This is a genomic window from Pseudoclavibacter sp. RFBI5 (assembly GCF_002931395.1).
Taxonomy (GTDB): Bacteria; Actinomycetota; Actinomycetes; order Actinomycetales; family Microbacteriaceae; genus Pseudoclavibacter.
In genome coordinates this window covers 44539-60236 of sequence record NZ_PSYA01000006.1, presented here as the reverse complement: position 1 = coordinate 60236, position 15698 = coordinate 44539, and the positions used below count along the sequence as shown (strand labels likewise).

Below are 15698 nucleotides of genomic sequence, written 5' to 3'. Positions count from 1 at the left end.
CACCCCGCTTCGATCTCGCGCTTGTTTCGGTAAGCGCTTTCCAATACGCTGGTCGAAGTCTCAACGCCGAGACTCAGACGAGAGGATGGATATGACCACGGACAAGCTCGGGATCATCGTCAACGGCGCGACGGGGCGCATGGGCTACCGCCAGCACCTCGTCCGCTCACTGCTCGCCCTCCGCGACGAGGGCGGCATCCCGCTGTCGGACGGCACGCGTCGCCCGATCGAGCTCTACCTCGTCGCCCGCAACGAGGAGCGCCTCCGCGAGCTGGCCGCGAAGCACGGCATCGACAAGTACACGACCGACCTCGACGTCGCCCTCGCCGACGAGGACTTCCCCGTCTACTTCGACGCCCTCATCACGCGGCTGCGCGTCCCGGCGATCCGCAAGGCCATCGCCGCCGGCAAGGCCATCTACACCGAGAAGCCCACGGCGGAGAGCTACGCCGACGCGCTGGCCCTCGCCGAGGAGGCGGAGGCGGCCGGCGTCAAGAACGGCGTCGTCCACGACAAGCTCTACCTGCCGGGCCTCATCAAGCTGCGCCGCCTCATCGAGAGCGGCTTCTTCGGCGAGATCCTCTCCGTGCGCGGCGAGTTCGGCTACTGGGTCTTCGAAGGCGACTGGCAGCCGTCGCAGCGCCCGAGCTGGAACTACCGTTCCGAGGACGGCGGCGGCATCGTCGTCGACATGTTCCCGCACTGGAACTACGTCATCGAGAACCTCTTCGGCGAGATCTCCTCCGTCTACGCCGAGACGCGCACCCACATCCCTGAGCGCGTCGACGAGGCGGGAAAGCGCTACACGGCGACCGCCGACGACGCGGCGTACGCGATCTTCGACCTCGCCGACGGACCGATCGTGCAGTTCAACTCGAGCTGGACCGTGCGCGTCAACCGCGACGAGCTCGTCGAGATCCACGTCGACGGCACGCACGGGAGCGCCGTCGTCGGCCTCTTCGGCGCCAAGGTGCAGCCCCGCAACGTCACCCCGAAGCCCACCTGGAACCCCGACCTGCGCGACGAGCACGACTACTCTGCGGACTGGATCGAGGTGCCGCAGAACGACGCCGTCGACAACGGCTTCAAGCTGCAGTGGATCGAGTTCCTCCGCTACGTGCTCGAGGACGGCACCCACGACTACGACTTCCGCTCGGGGGCCAAGGGCATGCTGCTCGCCGAGGCCGCACTCGAGTCGAATGCGTCTGGCCGCCGCGTGTCGCTGGCAGATCAGGCGGGTGCGAAGTGACGGCGACGCAGGTGATCGACAGCACGCGGACGGTGACCGGCACTCGGCTCGCCCTGCTCTCCCCCGCTGGCGAGTCGTCGCGGGTCGAGCTGCTCGAGGCCCCCGCCTTCCAGCGCCCGACGGGCGCGCTCCGCTCCCGCGAGCTGTACGCGGCGGCGCACGTCATCCCCCGCGCGACGGCCGACAACGTGCCTGGCGCACCTGCCGACATCGACTGGGATGCGACGCTCGGCTACCGGCGGCAGCTCTGGTCGTGGGGGCTCGGCGTCGCCGACGCCATGGACACGGCTCAGCGCAACATGGGACTCGACGCTCGTGCGACGCGCGAGCTCATCGCCCGCAGCTCCGCGGCCGCGCGCGAGGAGGGCGGCAGTATCGCCGTCGGCGTCAACACCGACTCCCGCACGGAGGAGGTGCTGACCCTCGACGAGATCGAGCACGCCTACCTCGAGCAGCTGAAGTTCGCGGAGGAGCAAGGCGCGCTTCCCGTCATCATGGCGAGCCGACACCTGGCCCGCGCGGCGCAGTCCCCCGCCGACTACGCCCGCGTCTACACGCGCGTGCTCGGCGCCGTCTCGTCGAAGGCGGTGCTGCACTGGCTCGGCACCGCGTTCGACCCTGCTCTGCGCGGCTACTTCGGCGCCGACGCCTGGCAGCAGGCGTCCGACCTTGTCATCACCCTCATCGAGGAGCACGCCGACAAGGTCAGCGGCATCAAGATGAGCCTCCTGGATGCGGACGCCGAACGGGCCGTTCGCGCACGCCTCCCCGAGGGCGTCACGATGTTCACGGGCGACGACTTCAACTACGTCGAGCTGATCGAGGACGACGCGGACGGCATCCACTCCGACGCCCTCCTCGGCGCGTTCAGCGTGCTCGCGCCGAGCGCATCCGCCGCCGTGCAGGCCCTCGACGCGGGCGACCCCGCTGGGTTCCGGCGCATCCTCGAGCCGACGCAGGAGCTGTCGCGGCAGGTCTTCGCCGCCCCCACCTTCTACTACAAGACGGGCGTCGCGTTCCTCAGCTGGCTGAACGGCCACCAGGATGCGTTCCAGATGGTGGGCGGGCTGCACGCGGCCCGCAGCCTCCCGCACCTCTCGCGCATCGTGGAGCTCGCGAACACGTCCGGGGCGCTCGAGCGGCCCGAGCTCGCGGCTGAACGCTGGCACGCGATGCTGCGCCTCAACGGCGTCGACGCCACCTCGGGGGTGCTCACATGAGCGCGCACCCCCGCCTGTCGATCAACCAGGCGACGATCAAGCACGCCTCGCTGCGGCAGGCCGTCGATGCGACCGTGCGTCAGGGCGTGCAGAGCATCGGGCTGTGGCGGGAGCCGGTCGCGGATGTCGGCCTCGCGGAGGCGGCGCGCATGCTCGCCGACTCCGGGCTGCGGTTCTCCAGCCACTGCCGCGGCGGGTTCGTGACGATGCCGGAGGGCGCTGAGCGTCGGTCGGCCATCGACGACAACCGCAGGGCCATCGAGGAGGCGGCGACGCTCGCCGCGGCCGGCGCTCCCGGGTCGTCGGCGTCGCTCATCATCGTCGCGGGAGGCATCCCGGAGGGAAGCCGCGACCTCGCGGGGGCCCGCGGCCGCCTCGAGGAGGCCATCGCCGAGCTCGCGCCCGAGGCGCAGGCGGCGGGCGTCACGCTTGTGCTCGAGCCCCTGCACCCCATGTACGCGTCCGACCGGGCGGTGCTCTCGACCCTCAAGCAGGCGCTCGACCTCGCCGATCGTGTCGGGAGCCCCGCCGTCGGCGTGGTCATCGACTCGTTCCACGTCTGGTGGGATCCGGATGCCCAGGAGCAGATCGCCAGGGCCGGGAGAGACGGCCGAATCGCCTCTTACCAGGTGTGCGATTGGGCAACTCCCCTCCCCGCCGACGTGCTGCTGAGCCGCCACCTCCCCGGCGCCGGGATCATCGACTTCGCCGAGCTCACGAGCTGGGTCACCGACGCCGGCTACGCGGGCGACGTCGAGGTCGAGGTGTTCAACGCCGAGCTGTGGGCGAAGGACTTCGACGAGGCGCTCGCCGACACGGTCGAGGCATTCAGAACGCACGTCGGCACCCACCTCGCGCTGCCGGTGCGCGGCTGAGGCCAGCCCCCGCACGAGCGAGCAGAGCGCCTGCCCCGATCCGGGGCAGGCGCTCTGCTGTGTGCCCGCGCTGTTCTGCCGGAGCACGGGATGGGCGTGCCGGGCGCGGGCGTGCCGGCGCACGGTGCCCGCGCTGCTCTGCCGGGACCCGGGGCGGGCGTGCCGTCGCACGAAGAGGCCCGCCCACCTTGCGGTGAGCGGGCCAGGTGCTTCGATGGTCGCGGTTCGGCGGGGCGTTCAGTCGCCGCCGAGAGGGCTGCCGAGGAGTTCGCGGATGCGCCCGGCGACCTTGTGAAAGCGCGGGTCCTCGAGCGTCGGCTCGTACTCGCGTTCGCGCGGCAGGTCGACGTCGAACTCCTGGATGATCGTGCCGGGGCGCGGCCCCATGAGCACCACCCTGCTCGCCAGGTAGACGGCCTCGGGCACGGAGTGCGTCACGAGGAGCACGGTCAGGTCGGTCTGCGCCCAGAGGCGCTGGAGCTCGACGTTGAGGTGCTCCCTCGTGAGCGCATCCAGGGCCCCGAACGGCTCGTCCATGAGGAGGACATCGGGGTCATGCAGGAGGGCCCGGCACAGCGAGACGCGCTGCTGCATGCCGCCGGACAGCTCGTGCGGGAGGGCCTTCGCGAAGTCGGTGAGGCTCGTGAGCTCGAGGAGCTCGTCGCACCGTTTCGACGCTGCCGCCTTGTCGAGGCCTCGCATCTCGGCCTGCAGCAGGATGTTGCCGCGCACGTCTCGCCACGGCAGCAGGGCCGGTCGCTGGAAGACGAACCCGACGTCCTGCCGCGGCGAGGTGACTCGGGAGCCGCGCAGCTCGATGGTTCCCTCGGTCGGCACGGTGAGGCCGGCGACCGCCCGCAGCAGGGTCGACTTCCCGCATCCCGACGGCCCCACGATGGAGACGAACTCCCCTTTGCGGACGTGCAGGTCGACGTCGCGCAGCGCCTGCACGCTGCGTCGCTTCGTCTCGAAGCGGATGCCGACGTCGTCGATGCCGAGCAGGTAGTCCTGGTGGCCGCCCGCCGAGGAGGGCGCCGTGCGCTCGTTGACCGTCATGCTCATTCTGCCGCTCCGCTCGGCTCGAAGCTCGCGTCGAAGTAGTCCTCGACGGGCTTCGCCTCCTCGATGAGCCCGGCCGTGGAGAGCACCTCGATGGTCGCTTCCCAGTCTCCGGTCGTGTTCACGCCGGGGGCGTTGCCGTCGCTCTCGGGGGACGTGAGGAGCGGGATGGTGTTGTTCCACTGCTCGATGAGCACTTCGGCCGCGGGCATCTGCGGGTCCTTGCCGTCCATGGCGGCGACGGCATCCTCAGGCGCCTCGGTGGCTGCCGCGTACGCCTCGGAGGTCGCGGCGACCATGTTCTCGACGAGGTCCGGGTTGCTCTCGATGAGATCGGTGTTGGCGATGAGGCCGTTGCTGAAGAAGTTCAGTCCGACGTCGGAGTACTTCAGGTAGGTGACGTCCTTGCCGCTCTGCGCGGCGATCGTCGGGCCCTGGTCGTGGGCGAAGCCGATGAGCCCGTCGACCTGCTCGTTGATCATCGCGGCCATCTTGCCGGCGGCGTCGAGGTTCTGCTGCGTGACATCCCCCTCTTCCAGGCCGGCGGCTTCCAGGTAGAGCGGGAACGTCGTCGTCGGCGCGTCTCCCGCGGACGTCGCGATGGTCTTGCCCTTGAGGTCGGCGGGCGTCGAGATGCCGGAGTCGGTGAAGACCTGCACGGCGGACGGCGTGGTCTGCAGGAAGACCCCGACGCTGCGGATGCTCACGCCCTTGTCGATGTTGGCGAGCACGGCCGGGGTGTCTGCCCAGCCGAAGTCCACCTGCCCTTGGCCGACGGCCTGGGCGGTCTTCGTCGACCCCTGGCCCGCCTGGATCGTGAGGTTGATGCCGTGCTCTTCGAAGATGCCCTGTTCGACCCCGTAGTAGAAGGGGGCGTGCTCGCCGTACGGGTACCAGTTGAGCATGAGCGTCACGTCGGTGAGGCCGGCTTCGCCGTCAGCTCCGGCGGCTCCCGGTTCGGGGGATGCGTTCCCGGAGCACGCGGTGAGGAGGAGCGCGCTGGCGGCGACGGCGGTGACGAGCCCGTTGCGGATTGTCTTCTTTGACATGAGGGGCCTTTCCAGTTGTGGGTCGAGGCGGTGAGGGTCGAGGTGGTGGGAGATGGCTGCTGTCAGCTCTCGAGGTTGCGACGCGACGCGTGCCAGGGCACGAGGAAGCGCTCAGCGACGAGGATGACGGCGAAGAGGAGGATGCCGAGGAGGGACATGATGATGAGGGCGGCGAACAGCATGGCGGTGTCGACGTTGCCGTTGGCCTGCAGGATGACGTAGCCGAGGCCGGCGTTGGCGCCGACGAACTCGCCGACGACGGCTCCCGTGACGGCGAGCGTCGCGGCGACCTTCATGCCGGAGAGCAGCTCCGGCAGCGCGGCGGGGAAGCGCACCTTCACGAACGTCTTCCATCGTGAGGCGCCCATGGTGCTCGTGAGCTCCAGGATCTCGGGGTCGATCGTGCGGAGACCGCTGATGCCGGCGATGACGATGGGGAAGAAGGCCATGAGCACGGCGACGAGGATCTTCGGTTCGGGACCGAACCCCATCCACACGATGAAGAGCGGCGCGATGGCGATCTTCGGGATGACCTGCGCGAACAGGATCAGCGGGTAGAAGGTGCGCTCGAGGGTGCGGGAGTAGACCATGATCACGGCGACCGCGACGCCGAGGACCACGGAGAGGGCGAAGCCGATGACGGTCTCGACGGTGGTCACCCACGTGTTGTCCCACAGGTACTGCGGGTTGTCGGTGAACGCCGCGAGGGTGTCGGCGGGCGAGGGCAGGATGTAGGAGGCGACGGTTCCGGTCTCCGTCACCGCCCACCAGGCCGCGAACGCGACGATGAGGAAGATGGCCGGGTAGGTGTAGCCGGAGAGTCCCTTGGCGATGGAGCGTCGCTTCACGGGTGGGGGCGTTGCGTCAGTCGGCGAGCCGATGACTGGGGTGTTTGTGGTTGCGCTCGTCATGCGGAGCTCCTTACAGCGTTGTAAGAGGGGACTCGGTCGAACGCGGCACCCGGTTGAGCTCTCACAGTGGGTAACCGCTTTCCCGATTGCTCCAACATAACGTGGAATGATCCGCGAGACAACCGTCAGTGATGCAGGGAGCGCTTTCCAATTCGCCGCACGGGCGAGCCCGGGCCGAGGGCAACTCCCCGCCCCCGCTCCCAGGCGCCACCCGAGCTCGGTTCGTAGCCTCGAGCACATGAGCGCTTACGACTACTTGATCATCGGCGGAGGAATGGTCGCGGATGCGGCCGCCCGCGGCATCCGCGAACGAGACGACACGGGCACCATCGGCATCCTGAGCGCCGACGTCGACGAACCCTACGCTCGGCCCGCGCTCTCGAAGAAGCTCTGGGTCGACCCCGACTTCACGTGGGAGCAGACGCCGCTCGGCACGAGCGACGCGACGGGCGCCGAGATCACGCTCGGCACGCTCGTGACGGGCATCGACCGCGAGGCGAAGACCGTCACGACCGACACCGGCGAGACCGTCAGCTACGGCAAGCTGCTGCTCGCGACAGGCTCGAAGCCCGTCGAGATCGACGTGCCCGAGAGCACGCGCATCCTCTTCTTCCGCTCGGCGAGCGATTACCGACGCCTGCGCGAGCTCAGCGAGGGGAACACCCACGCGGTCGTCGTCGGCGGCGGGTACATCGGCACGGAGATCGCGGCGGCCCTCGCGCAGAACCACGTGGAGGTCGACCTGGTCTTCCCCGACGAGGTGCTCGGCGCATCCACGTTCCCGCCGTCGCTCGCCGAACGATTCCAGGCGCTGTTCGTGGAGCACGGCGTGGGGCTCGTGCCCGGGCGCCGCGTCGAGCGCGTGCGCGCCGAGGTGCGGGCACCCTACGACGAGGCGACCGCGGAGGCAGCCGAGACCGCCGAGACCGTGGAGACCGCGACTGGCGCCCCCTCCCCCGCGACCACCCCGGATGGTGTGACCGTCGTGTTCGACAACGGAGCGGAGACGGAGGCCGACTTCGTCGTGTTCGGCCTCGGAGCGAAGCCCGTCGTCGACCTGGCGGAGGACTCCGGCCTCGTGGTCGACGACGGAGGCGTGGTCGTCGACGAGCAGCTCCGCACCATCGACCCGGCCATCTGGGCGGCCGGCGACATCGCCGTCTACCCGGACCCGGTGCTCGGCCAGACGCGCGTCGAGCACGTCGACAACGCCACCGAGATGGGGGCGGCCGCGGGCCGTTCGATGGCGGGCGCCGCCGAGCCCTACTCGCACACCCCGTACTTCTACTCGATGGTGTTCGGCACGCGGTGGGAAGCGGTCGGCACCCTCGACCCGGAGCTCGACGTGCTGGACGTACCGCTCCCCGAGTCCGGTGAGTCCGACCAGAGCCGCGTCACCTACTTCCGCGACGAGTCGGGGGCACCCGTCGGCGTGCTGCTCTGGGACGTCGGCGAGAGCGAAGCGCTCCGCGACGCGGCCCGAGCCGTGATCGACGACGGCGTTACGTCGACCGAGGAGCTGCGCACCCGCATCCGCTGACGCCGTGCCACCAGCGCCAGCGACTGCCCGCCAGCAGACGACGAAGGCCCGCCACCTGGGCGGGCCTTCGTGGTCTGCGGCAGCGCCGCGATGACGGTGCTACTCGGTGCCGACTGCCGCGTCGGCGCCGTCGCGCATCTTCTGGATGTGCTCGTCGTGCTGATTGCCGATCGCGGTGTCCGCGTGGTCTCCGGCCGCGTCGAACGCGTGATCGGTGAACTGCTCGCCCTGCTCGCTGTTCGCCGCCTGCGCTGCCTTGTCGCCGATGTTCTCGAATACCATTCGGTCTCCTTCACTTCGTCGGTTCGACGCGATTGCGCCATGCGATGAGTCCAGCATCCGCACGTGGATGCGCGGTGTGCGGCAGCTTGGCGCAACTCAGGATCGCGGTTGCCCGGCTGGTACCGTGCTCATCCCTTCCGTGCGGAGAGCCTCGAGTTCGAGGCCCCGCTCGGTGCTCGGGAAGCGCGCGGCGGTCGAGCGCACCTCCGCTGCGGCGAAGTTCGCACCGAAGAGCTCGCTGCCCGGCTGCAGGGAGAAGCTGTCGTGCAGGGTGCCGACGAGCACGGGGTCGAAGCCGGCCGCATCCACGAGCAGCGAGGCGTCGGCGATGTCCGCGGGGTCGTCGCCCGCGATGCCGATCCCCCTCCTGCCGACGGCGCCAGCGGGCTTCGGCCCCTCGTCGAGGTCGTGGTAGCCCATGTGGTTGAAGGCCTTGACGACTCGCGACTCGGAGAGCAGCTCCTGGACGAACTCGCTTGTTGCCGTGAACGAGTCGTTGAGGTCATCGCGCACGCCGTCGATCTCCCACCAGTAGTTCATGGCGTCGATGACGAGCTTCCCGCGCAGCTCGTCGCGCGGAATCGCCTCGTGCCCATCGAGCGGCAGGGCCTTCCCGAGCGGCAGCGCGAGGATGACGACGTCGGCCTGCCGGGCCACCTCGGCGCTGGTGCCCGTGGTCGCGCCGGGCACGAGCACGTCGATGATGAGCTCGATCTTGCTCGGGGAGCCGGAACCCGCGATGAGCACCCGGTAGCCGCTCGCGATGAGGAGGCGAGCGAGTACCGTGCCGACCTTGCCGGCCCCCAGGATGCCGATCGTGGGCAGGCTCGCTGCCGTCCGGCCCGGGGTGGGCTGAGCGTCAGACATCGATGGACTCCTTCGCGAGCAGGGCGCGCACGCGGGGTGCGACCTCGGTGCCGAGCAGGGTGATGGTCTGCGAGCGTGCATCCGCCGGCAGGCCGATGACGTCGTACTTGAGGTCGAAGCGGCTGATGCGCAGCGCCTCGACCATGCGCACGATCTTCTTCGCGACCGTGTCCGGGGAGCCGACGAAGAGTGCGCCCGTCTCGAGCTCCTGGAGGTAGCGGTCCTTCGTGGGCGGGGAGAAGCCGCGCTCCCTGCCCATCATCTCGACCATGGGCTTCCACGACTCCCACCAGGTCTCGGCCGCTTCCTCGTCGGTCTCGGCGACGAGGCCGAGCGCGTGCTGGCCGACGCGATTCGCGGGCATCCCGAACTTCTCGAGCGCGCGATGGTAGAGGTCGACGTGGCCGGCGAATCGCTCGGGCTGGCCGCCGATGATGGCGAGCATGAGCGGCAGACCGTAGCGCGCCGCCCGCACGACCGAGTCGGGGCTGCCGCCGACGCCGACCCACGTGGGGATGCCGCCAGGGCGCATCGTCGGGTGCAGGGTCTGGTCGACGAGCGGCGCGCGGACCGTGCCAGACCAGGTCACCGAGGAGTTGCGCTGCAGCTGCATGAAGAGGTCGAGCTTCTCCTCGAAGAGCTGCTCGTAGTCGGCGATGTCGTAGCCGAAGAGCGGGAACGACTGTGTCTGGGATGCGCGCCCCACGACCATCTGCGCGCGCCCGTTCGAGAGCGCGTCCAGGGTCGAGAACTCGGTGTAGAGGCGCACGGGGTCGTTCGTGCTGAGGACGGTGACGGCAGAGCCGAGCCCGATGCGCTCCGTCGCCGCGGCGATGCCAGCGAGGATGACGGGGGTCGCGGAGTCGACGAAGCCCTCCCGGTAGTGCTCGCCGATGCTGAAGACGTCGAGGCCGACTCGCTCGGCGAGGCGCGCCTCGTCGACGAGCAGGCGCACCGTCTCGGCGTCGGACATGGGACGGCCGTCGACGTTCGGCACGTCGCCGAACGAGTTGAGGCCGATCTCGAATCCGAACTGGGCTGCATCCACTCCGCTCATCTGCGTGCCCTTCTGCGTGCTCATGGGTCCTCCAGGTAGTTGACGCGTCAATCATGCATCCGAGTAGTTGATATGTCAACTACGTGGCATGATGGGGGCGACACGAGCGACGGAGGACCCCCATGGGCACGCAGAAGCGAACGCAGATCAGCGCCGAGGAGCTGCGGGTCTGGCGCGGGTTCATCGAGACCACGAGCGTGCTGAACTCGCGCCTCGCGAGCCGCATGCAGAGCGAGTCAGCGCTCTCGACGGGCGACTACAGCGTCCTGCTCGCACTGCGCGAGGCGCCCAGCCGCTCACTGCGCTCGTCGGAGCTCGCGGCGACGATCGGCTGGGAGCGCAGTCGCCTCTCGCATCAGCTCGGCCGCATGGAGAAGCGCGGCCTCCTGCGCCGCGACCCCTGCGCCGACGACACTCGGGGTTCGGTGGTGAGCCTCACCGAGGAGGGCGCCGCCGCGTTCCGGCGCGGCTCGGTGCCCCACCTCAAGGCCATCCAGGAACTCTTCCTCGACGCCCTGTCGCCCGAGCAGCTGACCCAGGTGGCGTCGATCACGGAGGCCCTGCGCGAGCACCTGGGGCTCGACGAGGCGGAGGGCGGCGCCGACCGTGTCTGAGGCACCACGCTCCGCGACGGTCGTCGTCATCGGCGCCGGCCAGGCGGGCCTCTCGGCCGGCTTCCACCTGTCGCGGCGCGGCTTCGCGAGCGCCCTCGACGAGCCGGACGCCGAGCGCACCTTCGTGCTGCTGGATGCGAACCCCAAGCCCGGCGGCGCATGGCAGCACCGCTGGGAGTCCCTGACGATGGCGACCGTGAACGGCATCTTCGACCTGCCCACGTTCGCGCGCACCCCTGGCAGCGAGGACGAGCCGAGTCGCGACGCGGTCCCCCGGTACTTCGCCGAGTTCGAGCGCGCGAAGCCCCTGCCCATCCTGCGCCCCGTTCGGGTGCTCGAGGTGTCGCGCATCGATGACGACCCGCAGGGAGCGCTCCTCGTCGCGACCGACGGCGCCGGAGGGTGGCGCGCCGACGCGATCATCAACGCGACCGGAACGTGGAACAACCCGCTGCTGCCGAGCATCCCGGGCCAGGATTCGTTCCGCGGCACGCAGCTGCACACGCGCGACTACGTGTCGGCGTCGGCCTTCGAAGGCCAGCGGGTCGCGGTCGTCGGCGGCGGCATCTCGGCAGTGCAGCAGCTCGAGGAGATCTCGCGCGGGGCGCAGACGTTCTGGTACACGCGACGCGAGCCGGTCTTCCTCGAGAACGGCTTCAACCCGGAGGTGGAGGGGCGCAGCACCATCGCGAAGGTGACGGCCGACGTCGAGGCGGGCAAGCCGTCGAGCAGCGTCGTCTCGTACACGGGCCTCGGCTGGTCGACCTACGCGGTAGCGGCCCGGGATCGGGGCGCGCTCGAGCGGCGGCCCATGTTCACCGCCATCGAGCCGGACGGCGTGCGCGAGGCCGACGGGTCCTTCACGCCGGTCGACGCGATCCTGTGGGCCACGGGGTTCCGCGCCGACCTCGCGCACCTCGACGGGCTCGGGCTGCGCAACGCCCGAGGCGGCATCACGATGCGCGGCACGCAGGTCGCCGACGAGCCGCGCATCCACCTCATCGGCTTCGGCCCGTCGCAGTCGACGGTCGGCGCGAACCGGGCGGGACGCGACGCGGTGCGGGCGATCGAGAAGCTGGGGCTGCAGCGGAGCGAGCGCCCCGCGGACCCACGGGAGCCCGCAGTCCGGCGGTGATGTGCCGCCGCCCAGCCTCGGTGCGTACGGTCGCGGCATGACCACCTCACAGAACGCGTCCCCCGCATCCGACGACTCGACCGGCGGCGAGAACCTGCGCGACATCATCGAACAGGTCGAGAGCGAGCACGGACGCGAGGGTGCAGCCGCGATGGCCGACAAGCTGCGCGACCGCACCGAGGAGACGAAGCAGGAAGACGAGGACCCGGCAGAGGAGCAGAACTAGGCGCACGCGTGGCACGCACCGCAGCCGCTAGCGTCGAGACATGACCCGCCCCAGCGCCACCCCAACCATCCAGGTCGACGACGATCGCTTCCGCGTGACCGAGTGGCGGTTCGCGCCCGGAGCGGAGACCGGCTGGCACACCCACGAGCTGCCCTACGTGGTGGTGCCGCAGACCACCGGCACCCTGACGGTCGAGACGACGTCGGCGGCCCCGTTCGCAATGGAGTGCACGGCGGGTGTCAGCTACAGCCGAGAGCCCGGAGCCCACCACAACCTCGTCAACGACCGCGACGTACCGTTCACGTTCGTGGAAATCGAAGCAAAAGCCGGGCCATCCGCCTGAGTCCCGGTGCTAGGTTGCGGGCATGGCTCCCCGCTTCCTGACACCATCTGTCGTCGCGTGTGCGGCATTGACGCTGGTCGCACTGACCGGATGCTCGCCGTCGGCGGCCCCCGAATCCGCCGCCCCGACCGTCACGGTCACGCAGACCGTTCCGGCGTCGGCACCGCCGGCCAGTCCGGCGGAGACGGCAACCGCCACGCCGGAGGTGCCTGCGTGCTCCGGACTCACGCAGGAGGAAGCCGTCTCGGCGTCGATCGGCTCCATCGCCCCGTTCCCGGGCCTCGAGTCGAACGAGTGGGTCGCCGCCACGCCAGACGCGGCAACGTACGACGAGTGCGCGGAACTCTCCTACGTCGTGGTGACGCTGTCTGGCGGCACCGTTTCCACGCCGTGCCACATCATGCTCTTCAACCAGGGCCGCTACCTGGGCACCGCGACCGCGGACGCGTACGGCTTCCTGCCCAGCGTCGCCCGCCTGGACGACGCGAGCATCGAGGTGACCTACACGTACACGCTGCCCGGTGAGGCGAACGCCGAATCCAGCGGGCGGGTCCAGGCGACCTTCACGTGGGATGAGGACACGCAGTCGGTGGTCATGGACGGCGACGTGCCACCCACGGACTAGGCGCCAGCCTCGTCTGCAGGCTTGGCGCCGGGAGCTTTCAGCACGGCTTTCGCAGCCTGGACGCCCACGCGACCCCCGTAGAGCACGAATCCGAGCAGCGCCCCGCATCCGCCGAGCATGACCACCGCGATCCCCCACTCCGGCATCGGGATGAGGACAACAAGGCCGGTCGCCAGCGCGAGGTATCCGGCGATCATCGTTGGGCGCTTCGCCCGCACGTGCGCCGCGACCCACGCCACATCGCTCGCCATCGTGCTCGGCGTGCGGATGCCCGCGAGCGAGTTCCGCTGCAGCTGACCGGAGGCTGCCGCGCTCGCCATCCAGACCACGAGGAGTCCGGATCCGATCATCACGAGCGAAAGTACGCTTCTGAGCACCAGGGAGTCGTCCATCCACCCCAGCCTAGCCGGACCGGTCCGCTCGCCCCGCGGCTCTCCCCGCCGCCGCCGCCGCCTCCGCCTCCGCCGATGGGGCACTTTGACCCCACCTGCGCGCTCCACACGGTGCGAAAGTGACCCACACGCGAGGGGGTGGGATGTACCCGCCAACAATGGGGCACTTTCACCCCACCCGAGCGCTGAACACGGCGCGAAAGTGACCTACAGGCGAGACTGTGGGATGTACCCGCCAACAATGGGGCACTTTCACCCCACCCGAGCGCTCCACACGGTGCGAAAGTGACCTATCGGCGACGGTTGCCGACGCCCGCTGACGCCTGCCGACGCGAGCGGCCGCCAGTCAGACGAGCTCGGGTCGGCGGATGCTCTCAGCTCCGCCGTCGATGAAGATGATCTGGCCGGTGACGTAGCCGTTGTCCTCGCTCGTGAGCCAGGCGAGGAGGTTGGACACCTGGCGGGGGTCGGCGGCCGGGCCTCCGTAGGGTGCCGGGGCGCCAGCATCCAGTGCCGCTCGGCCCTCTTCGGTCTCGAGGGCCGCGGCGGTCATCGGCGTGAGGATGACGCCTGGGGCGACGGCGTTGAGCGCGATGCCGGCCTTCGCCCACTCGGCGCTCGGCGCGTTCTTGCGCACCCAGCGCGCGATGGAGAGCTTCGAGGTCGTGTAGAGCACCGACGAGCCGGTCGCGTTGGCGGTCGCACCGAGCGAGTCGGCGTAGGCGAGGGCGGCGGCCTCGTCGCCGGACTCGATGAGATCGAGCAGCTGCCCGTCGACCTCCTCGAGGGCGGCGAGGGACGCGACGACCGCGGCGCGTGGCGCGTCGGACTTCGCGAGCAGCGGCCGCAGCCCCTCCAGGGTCGCGACGGCCCCGAAGTGGTTCACGGCGACGGTGACGGGGGCCGGGATGACGAGGCCCGCGATGGCCAGCACACCGTCGACGACTCCACCGCTGAGCTCGCTCGCGCGGGTGACGAGCGCCTCCCGGCCCTCGGCGGTCGTGAGGTCGGCGTTGATGTCGGCGCCCTTGAGGTCGACGCCGATGACGGTGTGCCCGTCGGCGCGGAGCTTCTCGGCGGTGGCCTTGCCGATTCCGGAGGCGGAGCCGGTGACGACGTAGGTACGGGTCATGAGGTTGGGTCCTTGTCTTCGTTGATGAGCCAGGTCGGGAGGAGCGCGAGCAGCTGCTGCTGCACGCGCTCGGTGGGTTCGGGGGCGTCGCTGAGCAGCCAGGCGGTGAGCACGGCCAGCGTGCCGCCGGCGACGTAGTCGGCCGCGACCTTCGGGTCGAGGCCCTCCGGCACGGTGAGCTGCATGGTGCCGAGGGCCTGGTCGGCGAACGCGGCGCGCACCGTCCGGTGGGCCTCCGTCGTCGTTCGGCTGCCGAGCACCCCTGCGTAGAGGGTGCGCCGCTTCGCGAACTCGGCGACGAGCTGCGACGTGGTCGCCCTCGCCGTCTCGATGGGGGTCGCGGCTGCGCGGAGTCGCAAATCCAGCGCCTCGATCTCGGCGAACACCTCGGTGAGGATGCGCACGGCAAGCGCGTCGAGGTCGCGGAACTGCGTGTAGAACGTCGAGCGACTCACGCCGGCTTCGGCGACGATCGCCGGCACGGTGACCTCCTCGCCGAGAGCCGAGAGGCGCTCGACCGCGTCGATGATCGCGGCCTGGGTGCGGGCTGGACGAGGGTCGGGCGAGCGGGGTGTGGCGGTCGTTGGCACACCACGAGCCTAGCAAGTTTAGGACAGTTGTCCAGAAAATGGACTCGCACGGTTGCGCACGCAACACGGGATCGGCGAGATCGGGCCGCCCGGTGCCCTAACGTGGTCGATGTTCCCTGATCGGCGAGTTCTCCTGGAGGCCACCTTCGATGCCTGAGCAGCTGCCCCCGTGCCCGGAATGCGCAAGCGACCTCGCCTACGAGATGGGTGCGCTGCTGGTCTGCCCGATGTGCGGGCACGAGTGGGCGCCGGGCGACGCTGACGCTGACCGCGACCGCGACAGCGACGCGGCACCGGCGATCAAGGATGCGGTCGGGAACGTGCTCGCCGACGGCGACTCCGTCACGATCGCGAAAGACCTGAAGGTCAAGGGCGCGGGAGGCGGAACCGTGAAGGTCGGCACGAAGGTCAACGGCATCCGCCTCATCTCCGACGGAGTCGGCGACCACGACATCGACGCGAAGGTGCCCGGCTTCGGGCAGATGCAGCTGAAATCGAGCGTCGTCAAGAAGGTCGTCTGACCGGCCGCAGC

At 70.0% G+C, this 15698-nt stretch carries 19 protein-coding genes; 10 read left to right on the top strand and 9 right to left on the bottom strand.

Going from position 1 to position 15698, the window contains the following annotated elements:
• Positions 1–91 precede the first annotated feature (91 nt).
• Genes C5E06_RS04800 through C5E06_RS04790 form a run of 3 tightly spaced genes read left to right on the top strand, consistent with a single transcriptional unit; the run spans position 92 to position 3344 of the window.
• A complete protein-coding gene (locus C5E06_RS04800) occupies positions 92–1249 on the top strand; it encodes a Gfo/Idh/MocA family protein (protein WP_104306167.1) in 1158 nt (385 codons plus the stop codon).
• Positions 1246–2469: a dihydrodipicolinate synthase family protein gene (locus tag C5E06_RS04795; protein ID WP_374953222.1), complete on the top strand. Its 1224-nt coding sequence runs from the start codon at positions 1246–1248 to the stop codon at positions 2467–2469. The genes C5E06_RS04800 and C5E06_RS04795 overlap by 4 nt, the downstream gene beginning before the upstream one ends.
• Positions 2466–3344, top strand: a complete 879-nt coding sequence (locus C5E06_RS04790) for a sugar phosphate isomerase/epimerase (protein WP_104306166.1) — start codon at positions 2466–2468, stop codon at positions 3342–3344. Before C5E06_RS04795 ends, C5E06_RS04790 begins: the two co-directional genes overlap by 4 nt.
• Before the next feature lie 237 nt (positions 3345–3581).
• Here C5E06_RS04790 and C5E06_RS04785 read toward each other — a convergent pair whose 3' ends face one another.
• From C5E06_RS04785 to C5E06_RS04775, 3 genes are all read right to left on the bottom strand, one after another.
• Positions 3582–4406: an ABC transporter ATP-binding protein gene (locus C5E06_RS04785; protein WP_104240556.1), complete on the bottom strand. Its 825-nt coding sequence runs from the start codon at positions 4404–4406 to the stop codon at positions 3582–3584.
• A complete protein-coding gene (locus C5E06_RS04780) occupies positions 4403–5452 on the bottom strand; it encodes an ABC transporter substrate-binding protein (RefSeq protein WP_104240555.1) in 1050 nt (349 codons plus the stop codon). The genes C5E06_RS04785 and C5E06_RS04780 overlap by 4 nt, the downstream gene beginning before the upstream one ends.
• Positions 5453–5514: 62 nt before the next feature.
• The gene (locus C5E06_RS04775) at positions 5515–6363 is read right to left on the bottom strand and encodes an ABC transporter permease (RefSeq protein WP_104240554.1); all 849 of its coding nucleotides are present in this window, start codon (positions 6361–6363) and stop codon (positions 5515–5517) included.
• Positions 6364–6601: 238 nt separating this feature from the next.
• On the opposite strand from C5E06_RS04775, the gene C5E06_RS04770 reads away from it, so the two are divergent.
• The gene (locus C5E06_RS04770) at positions 6602–7903 is read left to right on the top strand and encodes an NAD(P)/FAD-dependent oxidoreductase (protein ID WP_104306165.1); all 1302 of its coding nucleotides are present in this window, start codon (positions 6602–6604) and stop codon (positions 7901–7903) included.
• 99 nt (positions 7904–8002) lie between these two features.
• On the opposite strand, the gene C5E06_RS04765 is transcribed toward C5E06_RS04770, so the two are convergent.
• The 3 genes from C5E06_RS04765 to C5E06_RS04755 form a co-directional block, all read right to left on the bottom strand.
• Positions 8003–8185 carry an antitoxin gene (locus tag C5E06_RS04765; RefSeq protein WP_104240552.1) on the bottom strand — a complete coding sequence of 61 codons (183 nt, stop codon included), beginning with the start codon at positions 8183–8185 and terminating at the stop codon, positions 8003–8005.
• 96 nt (positions 8186–8281) lie between these two features.
• Positions 8282–9052: an NADPH-dependent F420 reductase gene (locus C5E06_RS04760; protein WP_104306164.1), complete on the bottom strand. Its 771-nt coding sequence runs from the start codon at positions 9050–9052 to the stop codon at positions 8282–8284.
• The gene (locus C5E06_RS04755; RefSeq protein ID WP_181062896.1) at positions 9045–10133 is read right to left on the bottom strand and encodes an LLM class flavin-dependent oxidoreductase; all 1089 of its coding nucleotides are present in this window, start codon (positions 10131–10133) and stop codon (positions 9045–9047) included. Before C5E06_RS04755 ends, C5E06_RS04760 begins: the two co-directional genes overlap by 8 nt.
• A 98-nt stretch (positions 10134–10231) precedes the next feature.
• Between C5E06_RS04755 and C5E06_RS04750 the strand changes: the two genes are divergently transcribed.
• From C5E06_RS04750 to C5E06_RS04730, 5 genes are read left to right on the top strand one after another with little or no spacing between them, the layout of a single operon-like run.
• The gene (locus tag C5E06_RS04750) at positions 10232–10723 is read left to right on the top strand and encodes a MarR family winged helix-turn-helix transcriptional regulator (protein ID WP_104306163.1); all 492 of its coding nucleotides are present in this window, start codon (positions 10232–10234) and stop codon (positions 10721–10723) included.
• Positions 10716–11858, top strand: coding sequence for an NAD(P)-binding domain-containing protein (locus C5E06_RS04745; RefSeq protein ID WP_104306162.1), 1143 nt, complete (start codon positions 10716–10718; stop codon positions 11856–11858). The genes C5E06_RS04750 and C5E06_RS04745 overlap by 8 nt, the downstream gene beginning before the upstream one ends.
• A 37-nt stretch (positions 11859–11895) precedes the next feature.
• Positions 11896–12084 (top strand): hypothetical protein, encoded by a 189-nt coding sequence (locus C5E06_RS04740; RefSeq protein WP_146081068.1) that lies wholly within the window; start codon positions 11896–11898, stop codon positions 12082–12084.
• 40 nt (positions 12085–12124) lie between these two features.
• Positions 12125–12427 (top strand): cupin, encoded by a 303-nt coding sequence (locus C5E06_RS04735; RefSeq protein WP_104306160.1) that lies wholly within the window; start codon positions 12125–12127, stop codon positions 12425–12427.
• Between the two features lie 22 nt (positions 12428–12449).
• Positions 12450–13052, top strand: a complete 603-nt coding sequence (locus tag C5E06_RS04730; RefSeq protein WP_104240545.1) for an LppP/LprE family lipoprotein — start codon at positions 12450–12452, stop codon at positions 13050–13052.
• Here C5E06_RS04730 and C5E06_RS04725 read toward each other — a convergent pair.
• From C5E06_RS04725 to C5E06_RS04715, 3 genes are all read right to left on the bottom strand, one after another.
• A complete protein-coding gene (locus C5E06_RS04725) occupies positions 13049–13444 on the bottom strand; it encodes an SdpI family protein (protein ID WP_104306159.1) in 396 nt (131 codons plus the stop codon). The two genes, C5E06_RS04730 and C5E06_RS04725, sit on opposite strands and share 4 nt — an antisense overlap.
• A gap of 346 nt (positions 13445–13790) precedes the next feature.
• The gene (locus C5E06_RS04720) at positions 13791–14576 is read right to left on the bottom strand and encodes an SDR family oxidoreductase (protein WP_104306158.1); all 786 of its coding nucleotides are present in this window, start codon (positions 14574–14576) and stop codon (positions 13791–13793) included.
• Complete coding sequence (locus tag C5E06_RS04715) at positions 14573–15166, bottom strand: TetR/AcrR family transcriptional regulator (protein ID WP_104240542.1); 594 nt, start codon at positions 15164–15166, stop codon at positions 14573–14575. Before C5E06_RS04715 ends, C5E06_RS04720 begins: the two co-directional genes overlap by 4 nt.
• Positions 15167–15315: 149 nt before the next feature.
• Between C5E06_RS04715 and C5E06_RS04710 the strand changes: the two genes are divergently transcribed.
• Positions 15316–15687, top strand: coding sequence for a zinc ribbon domain-containing protein YjdM (locus C5E06_RS04710; protein ID WP_104306157.1), 372 nt, complete (start codon positions 15316–15318; stop codon positions 15685–15687).
• Positions 15688–15698: the final 11 nt, after the last annotated feature.

Coding starts and splice junctions, on each gene's coding strand:
- C5E06_RS04710 (WP_104306157.1), top strand. CDS start 15,316: ATGCCTGAGCAGCTGCCCCCGTGCCCGGAATGCGCAAGCGACCTCGCC.
- C5E06_RS04760 (WP_104306164.1), bottom strand. CDS start 9,052: ATGTCTGACGCTCAGCCCACCCCGGGCCGGACGGCAGCGAGCCTGCCC.
- C5E06_RS04770 (WP_104306165.1), top strand. CDS start 6,602: ATGAGCGCTTACGACTACTTGATCATCGGCGGAGGAATGGTCGCGGAT.
- C5E06_RS04720 (WP_104306158.1), bottom strand. CDS start 14,576: ATGACCCGTACCTACGTCGTCACCGGCTCCGCCTCCGGAATCGGCAAG.
- C5E06_RS04730 (WP_104240545.1), top strand. CDS start 12,450: ATGGCTCCCCGCTTCCTGACACCATCTGTCGTCGCGTGTGCGGCATTG.
- C5E06_RS04725 (WP_104306159.1), bottom strand. CDS start 13,444: ATGGACGACTCCCTGGTGCTCAGAAGCGTACTTTCGCTCGTGATGATC.
- C5E06_RS04735 (WP_104306160.1), top strand. CDS start 12,125: ATGACCCGCCCCAGCGCCACCCCAACCATCCAGGTCGACGACGATCGC.
- C5E06_RS04780 (WP_104240555.1), bottom strand. CDS start 5,452: ATGTCAAAGAAGACAATCCGCAACGGGCTCGTCACCGCCGTCGCCGCC.
- C5E06_RS04775 (WP_104240554.1), bottom strand. CDS start 6,363: ATGACGAGCGCAACCACAAACACCCCAGTCATCGGCTCGCCGACTGAC.
- C5E06_RS04765 (WP_104240552.1), bottom strand. CDS start 8,185: ATGGTATTCGAGAACATCGGCGACAAGGCAGCGCAGGCGGCGAACAGC.
- C5E06_RS04785 (WP_104240556.1), bottom strand. CDS start 4,406: ATGAGCATGACGGTCAACGAGCGCACGGCGCCCTCCTCGGCGGGCGGC.
- C5E06_RS04740 (WP_146081068.1), top strand. CDS start 11,896: ATGACCACCTCACAGAACGCGTCCCCCGCATCCGACGACTCGACCGGC.
- C5E06_RS04755 (WP_181062896.1), bottom strand. CDS start 10,133: ATGAGCACGCAGAAGGGCACGCAGATGAGCGGAGTGGATGCAGCCCAG.
- C5E06_RS04800 (WP_104306167.1), top strand. CDS start 92: ATGACCACGGACAAGCTCGGGATCATCGTCAACGGCGCGACGGGGCGC.
- C5E06_RS04750 (WP_104306163.1), top strand. CDS start 10,232: ATGGGCACGCAGAAGCGAACGCAGATCAGCGCCGAGGAGCTGCGGGTC.
- C5E06_RS04790 (WP_104306166.1), top strand. CDS start 2,466: ATGAGCGCGCACCCCCGCCTGTCGATCAACCAGGCGACGATCAAGCAC.